The 17,518-nt window shown below is 32.4% G+C and carries 19 protein-coding genes and 1 tRNA gene; 13 read left to right on the top strand and 7 right to left on the bottom strand.

What is annotated here, in order from left to right:
* The first annotated feature begins 72 nt into the window (after positions 1–72).
* The 5 genes from JJ842_02400 (at position 73) to JJ842_02380 (ending at position 4,731) form a co-directional block, all read left to right on the top strand.
* Positions 73–2,361 (top strand): CsoS2 family carboxysome shell protein, encoded by a 2,289-nt coding sequence (locus JJ842_02400; GenBank protein MBO6970765.1) that lies wholly within the window; start codon positions 73–75, stop codon positions 2,359–2,361.
* Positions 2,362–2,368: 7 nt separating this feature from the next.
* Positions 2,369–3,898, top strand: a complete 1,530-nt coding sequence (locus JJ842_02395; protein ID MBO6970764.1) for a carboxysome shell carbonic anhydrase — start codon at positions 2,369–2,371, stop codon at positions 3,896–3,898.
* A gap of 2 nt (positions 3,899–3,900) precedes the next feature.
* Entirely contained in the window at positions 3,901–4,152 is a 252-nt protein-coding gene (locus JJ842_02390; protein MBO6970763.1) for a carboxysome peptide A, read from the top strand.
* A gap of 18 nt (positions 4,153–4,170) precedes the next feature.
* Positions 4,171–4,419, top strand: coding sequence for a carboxysome peptide B (locus JJ842_02385; protein MBO6970762.1), 249 nt, complete (start codon positions 4,171–4,173; stop codon positions 4,417–4,419).
* A gap of 72 nt (positions 4,420–4,491) precedes the next feature.
* Entirely contained in the window at positions 4,492–4,731 is a 240-nt protein-coding gene (locus JJ842_02380; GenBank protein ID MBO6970761.1) for a 4a-hydroxytetrahydrobiopterin dehydratase, read from the top strand.
* Between the two features lie 6 nt (positions 4,732–4,737).
* Here the strand turns inward: JJ842_02380 and JJ842_02375 are convergent, their stop codons facing one another.
* From JJ842_02375 to gloB, 3 genes are all read right to left on the bottom strand, one after another.
* A complete protein-coding gene (locus JJ842_02375; GenBank protein MBO6970760.1) occupies positions 4,738–4,965 on the bottom strand; it encodes a DUF3136 domain-containing protein in 228 nt (75 codons plus the stop codon).
* An 85-nt stretch (positions 4,966–5,050) separates the two neighbouring features.
* Positions 5,051–5,443 carry a RidA family protein gene (locus JJ842_02370; GenBank protein ID MBO6970759.1) on the bottom strand — a complete coding sequence of 131 codons (393 nt, stop codon included), beginning with the start codon at positions 5,441–5,443 and terminating at the stop codon, positions 5,051–5,053.
* A gap of 24 nt (positions 5,444–5,467) precedes the next feature.
* Positions 5,468–6,208: a hydroxyacylglutathione hydrolase gene (gene gloB / locus JJ842_02365; GenBank protein MBO6970758.1), complete on the bottom strand. Its 741-nt coding sequence runs from the start codon at positions 6,206–6,208 to the stop codon at positions 5,468–5,470.
* Between the two features lie 40 nt (positions 6,209–6,248).
* Between gloB and JJ842_02360 the strand changes: the two genes are divergently transcribed.
* Genes JJ842_02360 through JJ842_02350 form a run of 3 tightly spaced genes read left to right on the top strand, consistent with a single transcriptional unit; the run spans position 6,249 to position 9,226 of the window.
* Positions 6,249–6,887 (top strand): ATP phosphoribosyltransferase, encoded by a 639-nt coding sequence (locus JJ842_02360; GenBank protein ID MBO6970757.1) that lies wholly within the window; start codon positions 6,249–6,251, stop codon positions 6,885–6,887.
* Positions 6,888–6,899: 12 nt separating this feature from the next.
* Positions 6,900–8,696: an ABC transporter ATP-binding protein gene (locus tag JJ842_02355; GenBank protein MBO6970756.1), complete on the top strand. Its 1,797-nt coding sequence runs from the start codon at positions 6,900–6,902 to the stop codon at positions 8,694–8,696.
* Positions 8,696–9,226, top strand: coding sequence for a GNAT family N-acetyltransferase (locus JJ842_02350; protein MBO6970755.1), 531 nt, complete (start codon positions 8,696–8,698; stop codon positions 9,224–9,226). Before JJ842_02355 ends, JJ842_02350 begins: the two co-directional genes overlap by 1 nt.
* Here the strand turns inward: JJ842_02350 and JJ842_02345 are convergent, their stop codons facing one another.
* Both JJ842_02345 and JJ842_02340 read right to left on the bottom strand, forming a co-directional pair.
* Entirely contained in the window at positions 9,227–9,910 is a 684-nt protein-coding gene (locus JJ842_02345) for a TIGR04283 family arsenosugar biosynthesis glycosyltransferase (protein ID MBO6970754.1), read from the bottom strand.
* Between the two features lie 5 nt (positions 9,911–9,915).
* The gene (locus JJ842_02340; GenBank protein MBO6970753.1) at positions 9,916–10,527 is read right to left on the bottom strand and encodes a TIGR04282 family arsenosugar biosynthesis glycosyltransferase; all 612 of its coding nucleotides are present in this window, start codon (positions 10,525–10,527) and stop codon (positions 9,916–9,918) included.
* A 194-nt stretch (positions 10,528–10,721) separates the two neighbouring features.
* Here JJ842_02340 and dnaA point away from each other — a divergent pair, with 194 nt between their 5' ends.
* Positions 10,722–12,116 carry a chromosomal replication initiator protein DnaA gene (gene dnaA, locus JJ842_02335; protein ID MBO6970752.1) on the top strand — a complete coding sequence of 465 codons (1,395 nt, stop codon included), beginning with the start codon at positions 10,722–10,724 and terminating at the stop codon, positions 12,114–12,116.
* Positions 12,117–12,124: 8 nt separating this feature from the next.
* Here dnaA and JJ842_02330 read toward each other — a convergent pair whose 3' ends face one another.
* The gene (locus JJ842_02330; GenBank protein MBO6970751.1) at positions 12,125–13,354 is read right to left on the bottom strand and encodes a glutathione S-transferase N-terminal domain-containing protein; all 1,230 of its coding nucleotides are present in this window, start codon (positions 13,352–13,354) and stop codon (positions 12,125–12,127) included.
* A gap of 52 nt (positions 13,355–13,406) precedes the next feature.
* Between JJ842_02330 and gorA the strand changes: the two genes are divergently transcribed.
* Positions 13,407–14,768: a glutathione-disulfide reductase gene (gene gorA / locus JJ842_02325; protein ID MBO6970750.1), complete on the top strand. Its 1,362-nt coding sequence runs from the start codon at positions 13,407–13,409 to the stop codon at positions 14,766–14,768.
* A 5-nt stretch (positions 14,769–14,773) separates the two neighbouring features.
* On the opposite strand, the gene JJ842_02320 is transcribed toward gorA, so the two are convergent.
* The gene (locus JJ842_02320; protein MBO6970749.1) at positions 14,774–15,853 is read right to left on the bottom strand and encodes a calcium/sodium antiporter; all 1,080 of its coding nucleotides are present in this window, start codon (positions 15,851–15,853) and stop codon (positions 14,774–14,776) included.
* Between the two features lie 117 nt (positions 15,854–15,970).
* Between JJ842_02320 and pyrC the strand changes: the two genes are divergently transcribed.
* The 3 genes from pyrC to JJ842_02305 all read left to right on the top strand — a co-directional run bounded on the left by pyrC (position 15,971) and on the right by JJ842_02305 (position 17,516).
* On the top strand, positions 15,971–17,020 hold the full coding sequence (gene pyrC / locus JJ842_02315; GenBank protein ID MBO6970748.1) for a dihydroorotase: 1,050 nt from the start codon (positions 15,971–15,973) through the stop codon (positions 17,018–17,020).
* 99 nt (positions 17,021–17,119) lie between these two features.
* A tRNA-Leu gene (locus JJ842_02310) sits at positions 17,120–17,205 on the top strand.
* Between the two features lie 77 nt (positions 17,206–17,282).
* Positions 17,283–17,516, top strand: coding sequence for an NAD(P)H-quinone oxidoreductase subunit L (locus JJ842_02305; protein ID MBO6970747.1), 234 nt, complete (start codon positions 17,283–17,285; stop codon positions 17,514–17,516).
* Positions 17,517–17,518 lie beyond the last annotated feature (2 nt).

Raw genomic sequence — 17,518 nt, 5'->3', positions numbered from 1 at the left:
TCGTAGTTAATATCTTTCTCCAAAAAAATGTTTTGGAGAAAGTTTTTCAAAAGAGTTTCACATTTGAAGATTATGTCAAAAAAAACCAGTAGAGAGATTGCACTAGAAAGAAGAAAGGCGATGAGTGATAGCGGTAAAAAAGCCGCTGCTTATTCTTCAACTACCAAAGATAGAGTTAGATCTTCTCAAGATATACAGATTTCTGGGACTCAGTCTTCTCATAATAATATTTCTAAACCAGCTACAAAACATATTCCAAAAACTCAAGTAAACAGAAATTCTTCAACAACTTTATCTAGTAAAGAGTTAGTAATAGAGAGAAGAAAAGCAATGTCTACCCATGGGAAATCAGCTATAACTTCATCTGATAGAACCCGTACTGATGTTAAAAAAGAAAGTCCTGTAAACACAGTTAAAACTACCACAAGCGAAAATCAAGAAGTTCAAAATTCACATAATACAGAAATTAAAACATCAAAACCAAACGTTAAAAGAAGAATTAATCAGAAGAGAAAGCCTATTACTAATACAAGTAGAGATATTGTTTTAGCGAGAAGAGAAGCTCAATCTAAACATGGTAAATCAGCAACTAAACAAAATACTAGTGCAGCTTCTTTAGCTAGAAGGGGAGACCCAGATTTAAGTAGTAGAGAAATTTCTCAGAGAGTGAGAGAGCTAAGAAGTAAAACTGGTGCCACAGGCAAAAAAGGTAATGGTAAATGTAGACCATGTGGTCCAAATAAAAATGGTGCCAAACAAAATATTGCAGATGCTAGCTGGAAAGTTGGTAAAAGTGAAACTGATTCAGGTCAAATAGTTACTGGAACTCAAGCTAATAGATCTGTAAAAACTACAGGTAATGAAGCAAGTACATGCAGAACTGTAACTGGTACCCAATATATGGGATCAGAAGTTATTGATCAATTTTGTCAAGATAGACCAAGTTATAAACAACCACTTAGATCTTCTGTTACCTCTACAACATCAGGTAATAAAGTAACTGGAAATGAAGTTGGTAGATCTGATAGGGTTACAGGCGATGAGCCAGGAACTTGTAAAAACCTTACAGGTACTGAATATGTATCTTCTAATCAGTCGCAGAAGTATTGTGGTGATGTCCCAAAAAATCCTTCAAAGGTTAAACACAGCACTACAACCGATGGATTAAAAGTATCTGGATCACTTCCTGGTAGGTCAACCCTAGTTACTGGAGATGAATCAGGTTCTGGACAACAATTAACTGGAGATCAATATCTTGGCTCTGAGCCAAATCCAAAAGGTAAAGCATTTGAAAAAGTAGGCAGTTACAACACTCTTAATGGGAATAATGTAACTGGTACAGGGGTTGGAAGATCAGACCATATGACAGGTAATGAACATGGGAGTTGTAGGAATGTAACTGGCGATGAGTACATAGGATCTCAACAATATGAGAAGTTTTGCGGTTCAAAACCAAAACCAGAAGCCAGAAAAGTAGGTTTAAGCCTTTCTTCAAAGTCAAATTTAATAAGCGGCACTATGACAGGAAGATCAGAAATAGTAACTGGAGATGAACCAGGTTCATGCAAAGTGTTAACAGGAACACCATACGCAGGCTTAGATCAGATTAATGAAAATTGTAGTACTGAGATTTCAGAAGATATGAAATCCCGAGCAACAGTTAATTCTGGAAATAATTCAAATGCCAGACTTACAGGACAGCAACCAGGAATTGGCGGAGTAATGACAGGTGCTAAGAAAGGTGCTTGTAAAAATCTAACAGGTACTCCCTATGTTGGTGGAGATCAGCTCTCACAAGCTTGTGATAATCCTCCACATGATGCGGCTTATGCGAATCCGGAAAAGTCGGCAGCTAACTCTTGGAACGAATTCTCTGTTAAATCTCCATCAAGAGATAAATATTCTGAAAAAAATACTCAAGGAGTTACAGGTAATGAATATGAAAATGGTTCAAAGGTAACAGGGCCTTTTGATATGGCAGTTGATAAGGTCACTGGCACTGAAAAATTTAGATTTGAACCGAATAAAAATATTACTTATAAACAAAAAATGGAAATTGAAGAGGCAGACCGTGCTGCAAAAACACCAGAAAAAAGAGTCGCATCAAGGATTACTGGTGAAGGTCAATCAGTAGGAAACGTAACTGGTGATGATTGGGATCGCGGCGATAAGGTAACAGGTACAGAGGGAGCTTCTTCTAGAAAGAGAAATCCATCAAGAGCAGGATTTATGAGCGCAATGCCCCCTATGGATGTTAAAAGAAATGAGGAAACAGAAAAACCAGATTTCTTGATAACTGGATCTAGTGGAAATACTCGTGAAGGACAACTTGTTACCTTTTCAGGTGGTGCAAGAGGTTAAGTAAATAATGCCTTTAAGAGGACTGGCTAAAGCCAAGAACTTCACATTGGGGCCAACAGCTCCAATGAAAACTTTTACTGAAAATGTCCATACACAAAGTAAAGAATCAAATAATTTCCGAAATTCTGGAAAGTCTCATAAATTAACCAATAATATCCAAAATGAAAATCTATTTAGGTATGAAAGCAAAATAAAAAGTGATTTTGATGAAATTGTTCCAACTCTCAAGGAAATTGCTCGAATTCAACATCACGAAGATTTTATAAATAAGGCACAGAAAATATCAAGAAAAAATTTGGGAATAGATTTACCCCTACATGTATTAGATAAATCTTGGGTTAAACCTCTTGATATGAGAGCTTTATATGCATGGTGTGCTTTCAAACAGCATGAGAAACTAAGCGACAATTTTTTTAACAATGATCCACTTGAAGGTGCCGCTGGAAGTAGGGATGCGGAAGACTTTGAAAAATTCCTCTTAGATTGTGGAATACATTTACTTGATATAACTCCTTGTTCAGATGGAAGATTAGCTCATTCAGTTGCTTATGTAATGAGAATACCTTTTAGTTCAGTAAGAAGAAGATCCCATGCTGGAGCACTGTTTGATATTGAAAATACCGTTAATCGATGGGTAAAAACTGAACATAAAAGATATAGAGAGAATGTTCCTAATGAAGCTCATAAAGATACCAGGTACTTAAAAGTTGTAACTTATCACTTTAGTTCAGTAGATCCTTTGCATCAGGGATGCGCAGCTCATGGGAGTAATGACGAGTTAGCTGCAGCAGAAGGTAGAAATAAATTATATGCTTTCAAAGAGGCTGTAGAGAATAGCTTTTGCTGCGGAGCTTCTGTGGATTTAATGTTAATTGGACTTGATACAGACACTGATTCATTAAAAATACATTTATCAACTAGCGATGGCGCTATAGATTTAGAAAAAACTATTTCTACATTAGAAATTTATAATTCAACAATAAATTTCTCAAGAGAGGATGCAGAAAGAGAAATTTGCCAGACAATTTCTAAGCAATCTTCAAAAGATAAACTCAGTGGACTGGAAAAATTTATTTTTAAATTAATCGTTAATAATATTTCTCAAATTGATTATGTTAAGAGTTTTCATAATGGTTCTTATAAAGATATTGGACATGCAGAGAGGTTTATTGGAGTAGGTATAGGTTTCAAAGAAGTACATCTCAGGAATTTAACTTATTTTGCTCATTTAGATACAGTCGAAGAAGGGGCTCCTGATTTAGATGTAGGAGTGAAGATTTTTACTGGATTAAATGTTTCTCAAGATCTACCTATTCCAGTAGTAATAAGATTTGATTACTCTGGTAAAGTACCCGGCGCAAAAGAGAGGGCAATAAATGATTGTGAAAGAGTTAATAATGCGATATCAATTAGATATAAAAATTTAGTTGATCAAGGTTTGTTACATACTTGCTCTACTATTAGAGATAGGGACAAAATCCATTCCGCTCAAATTATTGGAATGTCTTTAGATAAAAAAACAGAGGAGGCTCACTAATTATGTTAATTTGTAAGGTTGTAAAACCACTTGTATCAACCAACAGGATTCCTGGCTTTGAACATAAACATCTGCAGGTTGTATTAGATGGTTCTTCTAATAAGGTTGCAGTTGATGCTGTTGGCTGTAAGCCCGGAGATTGGGTTATTTGTGTTGGAAGTTCTGCTGCTAGAGAAGCAGCGGGAAGCAAATCTTATCCAAGCGATTTAACGATTGTTGGAATAATTGATCATTGGGACCCTGATAAGTCATAAAAAAGGAGGATAGTAATTGTGGAAATTATGAAGGTATTAGGAAGGATGGTATGTACTCAAAGAGTCGCTGGCTTAGGTCATATGAATTTACGAATTTTGGAAAATAATAAGGGCAAGAAATTAGTTGCGGTTGATCCTGTAGGAGCGAGAGAAGGTAACTGGGTTTTTACTTCTAGTGGCTCTGCTGCGAGATTTGCTTGCCCTAATCCTGAAGTTCAAACCGATTTAACCATTGGCGGTATTATTGATTATTGGGAAACTGATTAAGGACTTCAAATAAAAATTTATTTAGAAACTTAGTTGAAGGTATAGTGTAATTAGTCTTGAATAAAGAATTAAATGTGGAATGAAAGAGAATCACCTTTGAGGATTGAAAAAAGATTTGAATTTGAGCAATACTCAAGAATTAGTAAATTCATGGGGGAAATTGAGAAATTATGTAAAGAAAGGGATATCTATCCAAATATCAGCTTCGGTAAGAATTTTGTAAGTCTTTCAATATTTTTAGACAATAAAGAAATATCAGACAAAGAAAAAGACTTTTCAATGGATATTGATAAATTTTATTTAGAAGATTAGTTTTTTTTAATAATTATTTGGCTTTGCAATATCTCTTTTGATTAAAGCCATTAAATATGTTGGGGCTTTATATCTACCAGGTAGACATCTATTTAAAGTTTCAAGATGACTCCAACACACTGTCTTTTCTATATCTTTAACTGAGTTTCCTTTTAAAATTAATAGTCTAAGAGCTTTGCAAAATAAAGGATAACCTGCTTCTAGTTCATCTATATTAAGCTTTGCTGCTGACATAGAACAAAGATGAATTATCACCTAATAATCTATACAAATATGGTGCACAATTGGTTCATATTTCAAATTTCTCAATAATTAGAAATTAATCTAGAAATGCAACGCAATCTATTTCAACTAAAACTCCTTTTGGTAGAGATGAAACTTCCACACAGGCCCTTGCTGGAGGATTCTCAATATTAAAAAAATCACTATAAATTTTATTGACAATTTGAAAATTACTTAAGTCCGTTAAGTAAATAGTTGTTTTTATTACATCCTCTATTTTGGCTCCACCAGCTTTAAGAACTTCTGCGAGATTTTTTAAAACTTGAATAGTTTCCTTCTCTATATCACCTAAACATGTTATTTCATTTAAAGTCGGGTCTATAGCAATTTGACCAGAACAATAGATGAAATCCCCAGCTTTTATTGCTTGATTATAAGGTCCTACTGGATCTGGAGCATTTGATGTTTTAATTACTTGTTTGGGGGACATTTGTTTAAGAAGATACCTATCTATTTAAACCCATAAATCTTTATTTGCTCTTAAAAAAGTAAATTCTTCTAAATTTTTTGCTCTTAAGAAAAGGTTTATTTTCATCTCTTCATCAAGTAAAAATGGAATTGTCAATTCATTAAGAGAAAGTTTTTTTTCAACTTCCGAAAGTTTATTTTTTATATCCTTATCTTCTGGCCTGAGATTCAATGCCCACAATATATTTTCCTTTGTATATTCATGTGCACAATATATGAGGGTATTTTTTGGTAAAGATTTGACTCTTTCTAGTGAAGAATACATTTGTTGATAAGTTCCCTCAAAAATCCTTCCACAGCCTCCAGAAAATAATGTGTCACCAATAAAAAGAACAGGATTTTCTCCATTCAAAAAGAAGGCAATATGAGAGCTTGTATGTCCTAATACTTCAATTATTTTTACTTCTTCACCTAAAAGACTAAAAGTTTCTCCATCCTCTACAGATATATTTTGAAAAGGTATTCGCTTTTTTTCTTTGGAAGAAGCAATCACTTTTACATTTGGCCATCTTTCAATAAGACTCTTCGTCCCTCCAATATGGTCTGAATGATGATGAGTTTGCAAAATAGCTTCTAAGTGAAAATTGTTTTCATTTATATATTTAATAACTGGTTCGTGAACAGATGGATCTACAACCACAACGGATTTATTTTTTACCAACAACCAAATGACGTTATCACTTAAAACTCTAAGTCCGATTATATTTCGAGCTTTATTAAATTCCATTGTTAACTTAGAATGAAGAATCCTTGGAAGAAATTGATCTATGTTTACTATAGCTTTACCAAAAGGAGCTCTGTTAAAAGATTCAATTTCAACTTTTAAAAGAGCTGGGTTAGATTTCTCAGATGCATTGGACGAAAATAATAGATCATTAACCTTTGAATCAAATTGCAAACGGGCAAAAGCTTTATTAGTAAGAAATGGAGATGTTCCTGTTTATGTAAGTTATGGTCAGGCTGATTTGGGTATTGTTGGGTATGACGTTTTACGAGAGTCTGAATTAAAAGTCGCAAAGTTATTAGATTTAGGATTTGGTGGTTGTCATATGTCGTTGGCGGTTAAGAAAAATAGCAATTATTCTAAACCAACTGATCTTCCAGCGAATTGTAAAGTAGCAAGTAAATTTATTAAAACAGCAAGATCTTATTTTGAAGAATTAAATATTCCTGTAGAAATAGTTCATTTGACAGGATCAGTCGAGCTTGGTCCTATTACAGGTATGGCAGAGGCAATAGTTGATTTAGTTGCAACCGGAAAGACTCTTAAGGAGAATGGTTTAATTAAAATAGATGATCTTTATTACTCGACTGCAAGACTAATTGGAAATCCTTTATCTATGAGGTTAGATGATAATCATCTCAGAGATACTATTTTATCAATAGAATCAACTAATGCTTTATAGAAGATTAGCTAAATGTTTTTTAAAGATTTTAGAAGGATTAAAAAGTTAGGTAAATATTTAACTAAAGATAAAAAAACAATCTATCTAATTTTGATAGTTTTGTTACCGGTTTCTTTCTCTGGAGCAATTCAACCATTATTAGTTGGTCAAGCCATTACTATTCTAAAGAACGAAACTACAGATGTTTGGCTAAGTAAAACTTTCTTTGGGCAGTCAATAAATGCCATAATCCTAACTTTATTAATAACTGTATTATTCAGATTAGTTCTGCAGGGATACCAAACTTATAATATCCAAGCAGTAGGACAACGTTTGACAGCAAGAATAAGAAGAGAACTTTTTGATCATTCAATATCTTTATCTCTTAAGTATCACGATAAAATGCCTGTAGGAAAATTATTAACGAGATTAACAAATGATGTTGATGCTTTAGCCGAGGTTTTTGGTAGCGGGGCAGTTGGAGTCATTGCTGACTTCGTCAGTCTGATAGTAATTTCATTGACAATGCTCTCAATTGATAGAGGGCTTGCTATTTTATTACTTTTGACTCAAATTCCAGTTTCATATTTTATTATTTGGCTTCAAAAACGTTATAGAAGAGCCAATTATCAAGTAAGGGAAGAATTGTCTCAACTTAACTCTGATTTTCAAGAGAATCTTCAAGGTTTAGAAGTCGTTCAGATGTTTAGAAGAGAGGCTTTTAACAGCAAGAAATTTTCCAAAACTGGAGTTGCTTATAAGAAAGCAGTTAATGGAACAATATTTTATGACAGTAGTATTTCGGCATTTATAGAGTGGATTTCTCTTGCCGCAGTTTCCTTGGTTTTAGCAGTTGGAGGTTATCTTGTTACTTCTGGAAATATTGGTTTAGGAACATTAACAACCTTTATTTTATATTCCCAAAGACTTTTTGAACCTCTTAGGCAACTTGCAGAAAGATTTACTCAAATACAGGGAGGTTTAACAGCTGTTGAAAGAATAAACGAACTATTGGATGAAGAAATACAAATTAAGGACTCTACTTCCGCAAAATATTTTTTAGAAAGTGCTGAAAATGTAAATAAAAAATTTAAGGGCAAAATTGTGTTCAAGAATGTTAATTTTTTCTACAACGAAGGAGAACATATTTTAAAGAATTTATCTTTCACGATCAATCCAGGAGAGCATGTGGCTTTTGTAGGGCCAACTGGTTCAGGTAAAACCACCATAATAAGACTATTATGTAGATTGTATGAGCCTCAGTCAGGACAAATTTTAATCGATGATATAGATATAAAAGATATTCCTATTGCAACTCTTAGAAATATGTTGGGAGTAGTTTTGCAAGATACCTTTATCTTTAGTGGGAATGTCGCAGATAATTTAAAACTAAATTCCAATGTAGACAATCTTGAATTAGAAAATCTTTGTAACGAATTAGGGTTAGATAATTTATTACAAAAATTACCACAAGGCTTGAACACCTTACTAAGAGAAAGAGGAGGAAATCTCTCTTCTGGAGAGAGACAACTTCTTTCAGTAGCTAGAGTAGCGATTAGAAATCCCGTTGTTTTGATAATGGACGAAGCAACAGCGTTTATGGATCCCTCTACAGAGGCTACTTTGCAGAAAGATTTAGAGAGAATTCTGTCAAAAAGAACAGCATTAGTAATAGCTCATAGATTAGCAACTATTGAAAGTTCTGATAAGATTTTAGTCTTAAAAGGAGGATCATTAGTCGAAGAAGGAACTCATAGTGAATTGAGAATGAAAAAGGGTTTATATTTTCAGCTCTCTGAGCTTCAACAAAAAGGATTCGCTAATTTTTAATGATTTTTAGAAACCAAGGATCTTTAATAAAAAAATCAAACAGTATATCGAGGAACGAGCTGATAGATCTTTATGGTTTAAATTCTTATGAGTTCACTCAAAAAAATAAAGAAGAAATATTTGTATGTAGCAAAAATAAAGATTTAGATCTAATAGAACTAGATCAACTTTTGCAAACTGTTGGTTGGAGTAGAAGACCTGTAAGAAGAGTGAAAAGAGCTTTGGATTTCAGTATTTTGGTGGTTGGGTTATGGCGTCATGATGATAAATTCCCCAGACTAGTAGGATTTGCAAGATGCACTGGCGATGGAATTCTAGAAGCAACAGTTTGGGATGTGGCTATTAACCCTGTCTATCAAGGACTTGGATTGGGTAAAGAGTTAATGAAATATGTCCTAAAAGAATTGAAAAATATTGGAATTTCTAAAGTAACCCTTTTTGCTGATGCTGAAGTGGTTTCATTTTACAAAAGACAAGGTTGGATATTAGAGCCTAGAGGCTCTAAATGTGCTTTTTGGTATGCAAATTAATCATTTTTTGTAGTAGTCAGAATATATAGATTTTAAAGATTCGCCTTTTAACCATCTCCTTCTAAAGTGCCAGTTCTTAATTGCTTGGAGAAAAATATTAGTTCTTTCCCATTTCCTTGAACTTATAAAAATAGGTAAATTTAATTGTTTTAAATCTTTTTTTTGGTTTAATCTCCTTAAAAAATCTACATCTTCCATCAAAGGTATTTTTCTAAAGCCATTATTTTTAAAATAGGTAGTTCTATGAATTATTAAACCTTGATCACCATAGGGTTGTTTAAAAAATTTACTTCTAAAATTTACGAGAATTTCGAGGACTCTGTAAATTATCTTTTTGTGATTAATTTTGAACTCAAAATAGTAAATACTATTTTTGTTTCCCTCTAAATATGAATTAATTTTTCTAAACCAATCATGATTTAATCTTGTATCCGCATGCAAAAATATGAGCCACTCTCCTTTTGAATTCTTAGCACCAATATCTAATTGTAAACCTCGATTCCTTTCTTTGGATATAAATACTTTCGCTCCATAAATATTTGCTATATCAATAGTTTTATCTTCACTTCCACAATCAACAATTATGATTTCGCGCTCTTTCTGAATACTTGACAAGTCTGAAAGCAATAATGGCAAATTATTAGCTTCGTTGATAGTTGGAATGATAATTGAGATTTTAGACAAGTTGATTACTTTCTATTTTCGATATCAATAACTGTATCTATATCTATCTTTTTATCTAATAACTTATATTTCAATTTTGTAGAAGCAAAATTATCAATTGTATTTTGAAGAACATTTTCCGTCCCCCACTCGACGTTGACAAAAGGTAAATACATATGTGATGAAATTATTTTTTCTGATAAACCAATAAGCCAATATCCTCCATCATTAGATGGTCCTAAAATAAGATCATTTTGTTGAAGCTCTTTTAGAGTATTCAATAAATCTTGATGGCATAAATCTGGAAGGTCAGTACCAATAAAAATAATATTTTTGATCTTATGTCTAGCACAAAATTTTTTATTGATAATTATTTGCCTTTTCATTTTTTCTCCCAAGCAGCCTTTCCCCTGTAAATTAAATTTTTTGATGCCTAATTCTCTGGACCATCTTAGACAATTCCCCACTCCCAAACCAGATATAGCCATAGAAATATCAATTAGCATATTTTCTTGGAGAAATTTCGCGACTGAAATAGTGTGTTTAGTCATCACACTTTGTACCTTTGCAGAATTACTTTTACCTATATCCTTTGATAATCTTGATTTGCATCTTCCAAAACCATGCCATTTTGTCATGATTACAAGTAATGCTTTATCCAATACTTTTGTGAGATTTAAAATAATTATATGCCTATTAAAAAAATATAAAAATTATTTTTATTAATTTAGTTGATACTTTGTTAAGTAATTTTAAATTTGTCAAGATCTTGTGATTTGATAATGGCCAATTATTAAATTCCAACTAGATTAATAATCTAGAGAATAAAACTTTGCAAGTAACAGATCCTATTTGGGCGGAAGTTCAACAATCACTCCAAAAAACTTTAAGTAAGCCTTCATTTGAGACATGGATAAGGCCTGCTAAATTTAACTGTTTTGAGAATGGTCTATTGACCTTGATCGCTCCAAATACATTTTCCAGTGACTGGTTAAGAAAGAATTATTGTGAAACTATTGAAAAAGCTGCAAAAGAAATCTGTGGCCATGATGTAAAAGTTGTTTTTAAATCTGAAACAAATACCAGCAGCGATTTAACAAATGAAGAGAACCCTATTGAACAAAACATTAATCATAAAACGAGTTCTTTTTCTAGTAATAACCAAAATCATTCTTCAAAAAATCAATTCAAAAATCCTAATGGTTTAAATTTACGCTATGTATTTAAAAGATTTGTAGTAGGTCCAAATAGTAGGTTGGCTCATGCCGCAGCTTTAGCCGTTGCTGAATCTCCAGGAAGAGAATTCAATCCATTATTTATTTGTGGTGGAGTAGGTCTTGGTAAGACTCATTTAATGCAAGCAATAGGTCATTATCGAGTAGAAATAGATCCAGAAGCAAAAGTTAAATATGTATCTACAGAGACTTTTACTAACGATGTTATTAGTGGTATTCGGAGAGATGGGATGACAGCTATTCGAGATAAATATAGAAATGTAGATTTGATTTTAATAGACGATATACAGTTCTTAGAAGGCAAAGAGTATACACAGGAAGAATTCTTTCATACTTTTAATGCTCTTCACGAATCAGGAAGTCAAATAGTTATTGCTAGTGATAGACCTCCAAATCAATTGTCTGGAATTCAAGAGAGATTAATTTCTAGATTCTCAATGGGCATGACTGCAGATATTCAACCACCTGACCTTGAGACGAGGACAGCCATCCTTCAAAAAAAGGCAGAACAAGAGAGGATGAATCTTCCAAGAGATTTAATTCAATTTATTGCTGGAAGATTCACTTCGAATATTCGAGAATTGGAAGGAGCGTTCACTAGAGCTGTAGCATTTGCATCAATAACAGGCTTGCCAATGACAGTCCAATCAATTGCTCCAATGCTTGATCCGAATAGTGTTGGGGTAGTTGTTACTCCAAAACAAGTTATTAATAAAGTGTCAGATTTCTTCAAAGTTTCTACTGATGAATTGATTAGTTCAAGCAGGAGAAAACCAGTGAGTCAAGCAAGGCAAATAGGCATGTATCTTATGCGACATGGAACGGATTTAAGCCTTCCAAGAATTGGAGATGAATTTGGAGGTAAAGACCATACAACAGTTATGTATGCTATTGAACAAGTTGAAAAAAAATTATCTATTGATCCCAACATTGCAAGTCAAGTGCAAAAAATAAGGGATTTACTTCAAATAGATTCAAGAAAAAATTTATAGTTTTAATATTAAATAGAAACAAAATTTCTAGGATCTTGATCATATCTATGCCTGAAAGGTATCTTATCTATCTCCTTGATATCACTAAGCGATTCAATTTTATTTAATGATTGTCTTAATAACCTTGCCGAAATAATTGGCATATCTCTTGGAACTGAGATTCGATTTTTTAAGTATCTTAGAGAGATTCCTGAAAGTTTTTTAGGGATTAATACTTCACCTGTGATCATATGGCTCAAAGCTGATCTCAATGATTCGTCAAAGGATTCTTTATTGTATGGGTTTACATTTAGTAAATTGTCTTTATGCTTTATCACTCTTTTAAGAGCAATTGTTGCGTAATATTTTGACTCATAATTTTGGTTTAATTCATAATTACCTAAACCCTCCCCAGTATCTATTAACTTAGAGAAAGTAATCTGTTGATCATTGCTTTCTTTATAGCATCCTCCCATTTGTGGGGGTAAATCATGAGAATGAGTATGAAAATCTCCTTGAGTGCCTCTATAAGCACTTGTCCCTTCAAAAAGGGTAAGCCAGTTATCTACATGACGGTAATTAGATCTTAAATTAAACCCTTTGTAATAAGTAAGTGATGCATTCATTCTCTCCATGTAGGGAATAAAAATTATATCTCCAACACCAGGTTCTATATCACCCGTGTTAGAAACTGATGGATCAACAAACCCTGATTTTGAGCTACTTAAGATTTCATCGAGTTTAGAAATTGATTCTTTAAATCTTTTTTTTCTAAAAGAGTTATCTATAAAATTAAAGCTTTCTCGGCAGAGCCAATTACACCAGGATCTGAAAATTTCTCTTTCTAACTCTCGAATTTTGATAAGGTGACTAGATGTTATAAAAGATCCAAGTGCTCCAAATTCATTTTCTAAAAAAGCTATGATATCGTCGCTTTCAGTTATAACTTGCCCTTTAAATTCAATTGCAGGTAATTTCCCTGATCTGACTTTTTCAAGGAACCAATTTTCTTTTTGGCCGTAGCAAAACATATTTACTTTCTTGACTCTGTATGGAATTTTCTTAAATTCAAGCCATAACCATATCTTCTGACAGTAAGGACACCAAGAATGCCTATCCCTAAAGAGGGTAACTAATACATCATTTTCACTATGTCCAAATAATCTTAAATTTGCGTAGGAATTATTTATACCATGGACTCTATCAAAATTGTCAACTTCAAATTTATTTAAATCATCCCATGACAAAATCTCATTCATTATTTGAATTTAAGCTATAAACTAACGTTATAATAATTGATTAAAAAAAGTCTTGGAATTTGAATTTGATTTAATTGTTGTTGGCGCTGGATCTGGAGGACTCGCGGCGGCTAAACGTGCGGCTAGTTATGGAGCAAAAGTCGCAATCATAGAAGCAAATCAAATAGGAGGAACTTGTGTGATAAGGGGATGTGTGCCTAAGAAATTAATGGTTTATGCAGCTAAAAGTAAAAAAAATATGGATTCTTCTGAAGGATATGGATTAAAAAATGAAGGTATTAATTTTGAATCAAATATTTTGTTGAAGAATGTTAGAGAGGAGGTTTCTAGATTAAGTAATTTACATAGAAATTCTTTAAAAAAGTTGAATATAACTATTTTTGAAGGCTTAGGAAGATTTATTACTCAAAATGAATTAGAAATTATTTGTCCAAAAACGAAGAAAATTAAAAACAAAATAAGTTCAAAAAAAATTCTTATTTCAGTTGGAGGTAAACCCAAGAGATTAAATATTCCTGGGGTAGATTTGGCATGGACTAGTGATGATATTTTTGAATTAGAAAAGTTTCCCAAATCAATATTAATAGTAGGAGGTGGATATATTGCTTGTGAATTTGCTTCTATTTTCAGAAATTTAGGTACTGAAGTAACTCAATTAATTAGAGGTCAACATTTACTTAATGGTTTTGATGAGGATCTTTCTTCATGCCTAGAGGAATCACCTACTTTCAGTGAAATCAATATAATCTCCAATACTCAATTAAAGTCTATCAATAGAGTAAATGGCAATTTGGAATCTACCCTAGACTCGGGGTATAAACTCATAACTAATAATATCCTTATTGCTACAGGAAGAGATCCAAATCTTTTGCCATTAAATTTACATTTTTTAAATCTAAAGATGGATGGCCCATATTTAGATGTCGATGAACTTAATCAAACAAGCAACGCAAATATTTTTGCAGTTGGCGATATCATAAATAAACCAAACTTAACTCCAGTCGCAATAGAACAAGGGAGAGTTTTTTCGGATAATTTTTTTAATGATCAAAAAAGAAAAGTAAATTATGAATATATCCCTAAGGCCGTTTTTACTATTCCAGAAATTTCAACAGTTGGCTTAAGTGAGAAAAGGGCTAAAGAGATTTATGCTGAAAAAAATATAAAAATTTTCAAATGCAAATTTACCCCTATGTCTAATACCTTTAAAAAGAACAAATCAAAATGCATGTTGAAGATTGTAGTTCATAAGCTCACTGACAAAGTCCTGGGATGTCATATGTTTGGAGAAACATCATCTGAGATTATTCAAATGGTATCAATTTCATTGAATGCAGGGATAACAAAAAAAGACTTTGATATTACTATGGCTTTGCACCCAACTATCTCAGAAGAATTTGTGACTATGTATTGATAAAATTATGAATTAGAAAATTTTAATTTTTCTTGAACAATTAGAAATCCTATAAGTAACGCAAAGTAAATAAACAAACCTATTCTTAATTCATAAAGGAAGTTAAATCCATTAAGGAAAAGTATCTTATCGAGAATGTAGGAAATATAAAGATTAAGCAAAATAAATCCTTCAATTCTTGTTATTTTCCCTTTGCTCCAGAAAATTGGTAAGCATGCAAAGGTAGTTAAAACCATAAAGGGCAAGTCATATTTTATTAGACTTTGTTCAATTACTAATCCATTAAATCCTGAAAAAATACTACAACTTCCAAGGATTAGAAGTTGATTGAGCAAATTACTTCCTATTACATTACCAATGGCAAGATCTGTTTTGCCTTTAAATGCAGCAATTATCGAAGTCACTAATTCCGGTAAAGATGTTCCAGTGGCGACGATAGTTAAACCAATAACAATTTCATTCACCCCCAAAAGAGTAGCAAGAGTTTGAGAACCATTTACTAAAATATTTGAACCAAAGCTTAAAAGAAATATACCCAATATTAACTTTATTAAAATATTAAGCTTCCCTTTATTGCTATCTTTAAATTCTTCTATCTCTGGTTCAGCATCTTTTGTCTCCTCTCCTTTCTCATTGATGGTATTGATTTCCCATACTGTATTCAAGATTAAACAAAATATTAGAAATATCCCTGCTTGAAATGTTAATAGGCCTGTTGATGACATAGCCCAAACTGCACAAGAAATTGCCATTAAAAGAGGTACATCTCTTCTGACTATTCTGCTTTTTACCTTGAGTGGTGTTATCAATGAGCTTATACCCAAAACAACCAGAACATTAAAAATATTGCTTCCTATTACATTGCTCGCCGCAAGCGAATCACTGCCTTTTAAAATTGAACTTAAACTTACCAACAACTCAGGAGAGCTTGTTCCAAGAGAAACAACTGTTAAACCAATTACTATTTGAGGTATTCCTAAAATTAAAGATAAAAATATGGCGCCTTGAATAAAAAATTCTCCTCCAGCAAAAAGTAGAACTATACCTAAAACTATTTCTATTATTGGAAATAAAAAATTACTCATATTTAGTCTTTATTTAGAAAAAAAATTTTTTCTTAATTGTTTAATAACTATCCTCGAATATCTATAATTTATTGTCAATTTTAATTTGCTGTTAAAATTGATTAAATAGAAAAAATTTTGAAGACTTTAACCATAATAAAACCTGATGATTGGCATTTACATTTAAGAGAAGGTCTTGTATTAAAAAATATTATTCATTTTACTTCAGAATTTTTTGGAAGAGCCATTGTTATGCCAAATACTAAAATTCCCATAACATCAATCAATAGTGCTATTTCTTATAAGAAATCTATTGTTGAAGCGTTACCAGAAAGTTCTAATTTTGAACCACTAATGACAATTTATCTTACAGATGAGACTGATAAAGGTGAACTAATAAATGGTTTTAAAAATAATGTCTTTTTCGCAGCAAAATTATATCCTGCTAATGCCACGACAAATTCTAGTCATGGAGTTAGGAAAATAGAAAATCTATACAAGATCTTTGAATTAATGCAAGATAGTGGGATGCCTCTTTTGATTCATGGGGAAGTGACTGATTCTGAAGTAGATGTATTCGATAGAGAAGAGGTTTTTATAGATAAAGAACTCTCTCAAATAATTAAAAGATTTCCAAAATTAAAAATCGTTTTAGAACATATAACTACCTCTTATGCAGTGAATTTTGTTAAAGAAAATAATATTGGAGCTACTATCACTCCGCATCATTTACATATAAATAGAAATGCGATGTTTTTTGGAGGCTTAAATAGTGATTTTTACTGCTTACCAGTTGCTAAGAGGGAAAATAATAGGCTCGCTTTGAGGAAAGCTGCAACAAGTGGGGAAAAATGTTTTTTCTTGGGAACTGACTCTGCTCCACATCTTAGGAAGTGGAAGGCTTTTTGCGGATGTGCAGGTATTTTTAATTCGCCTGTAGCATTGGAAAGCTATTTAACGGTATTCGAAGAGGAAGATGCTCTAGATAATTTTGAAAAGTTTGCAAGTTTGAATGGCCCTAATTTTTATAATGTGGCCCCAAATAAAGAAAAATTAAAAATAGTTTCTAGACCTAATAAAATTAAAGAATTTATTGACGTTGTTGAAGAAAAAAATATTGTCGGACAAATAAAACCATTTCATGCAGGTGAAACTTTACAATGGCAAGTGGAAGGAATAGCAAATTAAAAAATTAGATTTAATCTGACAATTAAAAGTGTAAATATTCCAATTTTTCTTGGTTAAATGGGTTACTTTCAGCTACGATTAGAAAGCGCAAATTCCTTTGGGAGTGTGGCGGAATTGGTAGACGCGCCGGACTTAAAATCCGTCGAGCGATTTAGCTCGTGGGGGTTCAAGTCCCCCCACTCCCATTATTTAATTATTTATTTTAGTTCTGACGATAACTCCCAATAGTTGTTATGTTTTAACTAAGCAACCATAAATTAAAATGGAAAGTTTTTTCAATAATTCATTCGCTACTTTAATTGCTTATATTGGAATTATTTCTACCTATTTATTGGTAATCCCATTGTTACTATTTTACTGGATGAATAATAGATGGAATATTATGGGCAAATTTGAAAGATTAGGAATTTATGGCCTTGTATTTCTTTTCTTTCCTGGTTTAATTTTATTTTCTCCATTTTTAAATCTCAGACTAAAAGGAAGTGGTAAAGGGTAAAT

The sequence above is a fragment of the Prochlorococcus marinus CUG1433 genome (assembly GCA_017644425.1).
Taxonomy (GTDB): Bacteria; Cyanobacteriota; Cyanobacteriia; order PCC-6307; family Cyanobiaceae; genus Prochlorococcus_A; species Prochlorococcus_A marinus_U.
The sequence above is the reverse complement of the archived record's forward strand: the minus strand, read 5'-3'. Positions and strand labels throughout refer to the sequence as shown.

Coding starts and splice junctions, on each gene's coding strand:
- JJ842_02390 (MBO6970763.1), top strand. CDS start 3,901: ATGTTAATTTGTAAGGTTGTAAAACCACTTGTATCAACCAACAGGATT.
- JJ842_02370 (MBO6970759.1), bottom strand. CDS start 5,443: ATGTCCCCCAAACAAGTAATTAAAACATCAAATGCTCCAGATCCAGTA.
- JJ842_02395 (MBO6970764.1), top strand. CDS start 2,369: ATGCCTTTAAGAGGACTGGCTAAAGCCAAGAACTTCACATTGGGGCCA.
- JJ842_02305 (MBO6970747.1), top strand. CDS start 17,283: ATGGAAAGTTTTTTCAATAATTCATTCGCTACTTTAATTGCTTATATT.
- JJ842_02360 (MBO6970757.1), top strand. CDS start 6,249: ATGTTTACTATAGCTTTACCAAAAGGAGCTCTGTTAAAAGATTCAATT.
- JJ842_02355 (MBO6970756.1), top strand. CDS start 6,900: ATGTTTTTTAAAGATTTTAGAAGGATTAAAAAGTTAGGTAAATATTTA.
- JJ842_02380 (MBO6970761.1), top strand. CDS start 4,492: ATGTGGAATGAAAGAGAATCACCTTTGAGGATTGAAAAAAGATTTGAA.
- JJ842_02400 (MBO6970765.1), top strand. CDS start 73: ATGTCAAAAAAAACCAGTAGAGAGATTGCACTAGAAAGAAGAAAGGCG.
- JJ842_02375 (MBO6970760.1), bottom strand. CDS start 4,965: ATGTCAGCAGCAAAGCTTAATATAGATGAACTAGAAGCAGGTTATCCT.
- JJ842_02320 (MBO6970749.1), bottom strand. CDS start 15,853: ATGAGTAATTTTTTATTTCCAATAATAGAAATAGTTTTAGGTATAGTT.
- JJ842_02330 (MBO6970751.1), bottom strand. CDS start 13,354: ATGAATGAGATTTTGTCATGGGATGATTTAAATAAATTTGAAGTTGAC.
- gloB (MBO6970758.1), bottom strand. CDS start 6,208: ATGGAATTTAATAAAGCTCGAAATATAATCGGACTTAGAGTTTTAAGT.
- JJ842_02340 (MBO6970753.1), bottom strand. CDS start 10,527: ATGACAAAATGGCATGGTTTTGGAAGATGCAAATCAAGATTATCAAAG.
- JJ842_02350 (MBO6970755.1), top strand. CDS start 8,696: ATGATTTTTAGAAACCAAGGATCTTTAATAAAAAAATCAAACAGTATA.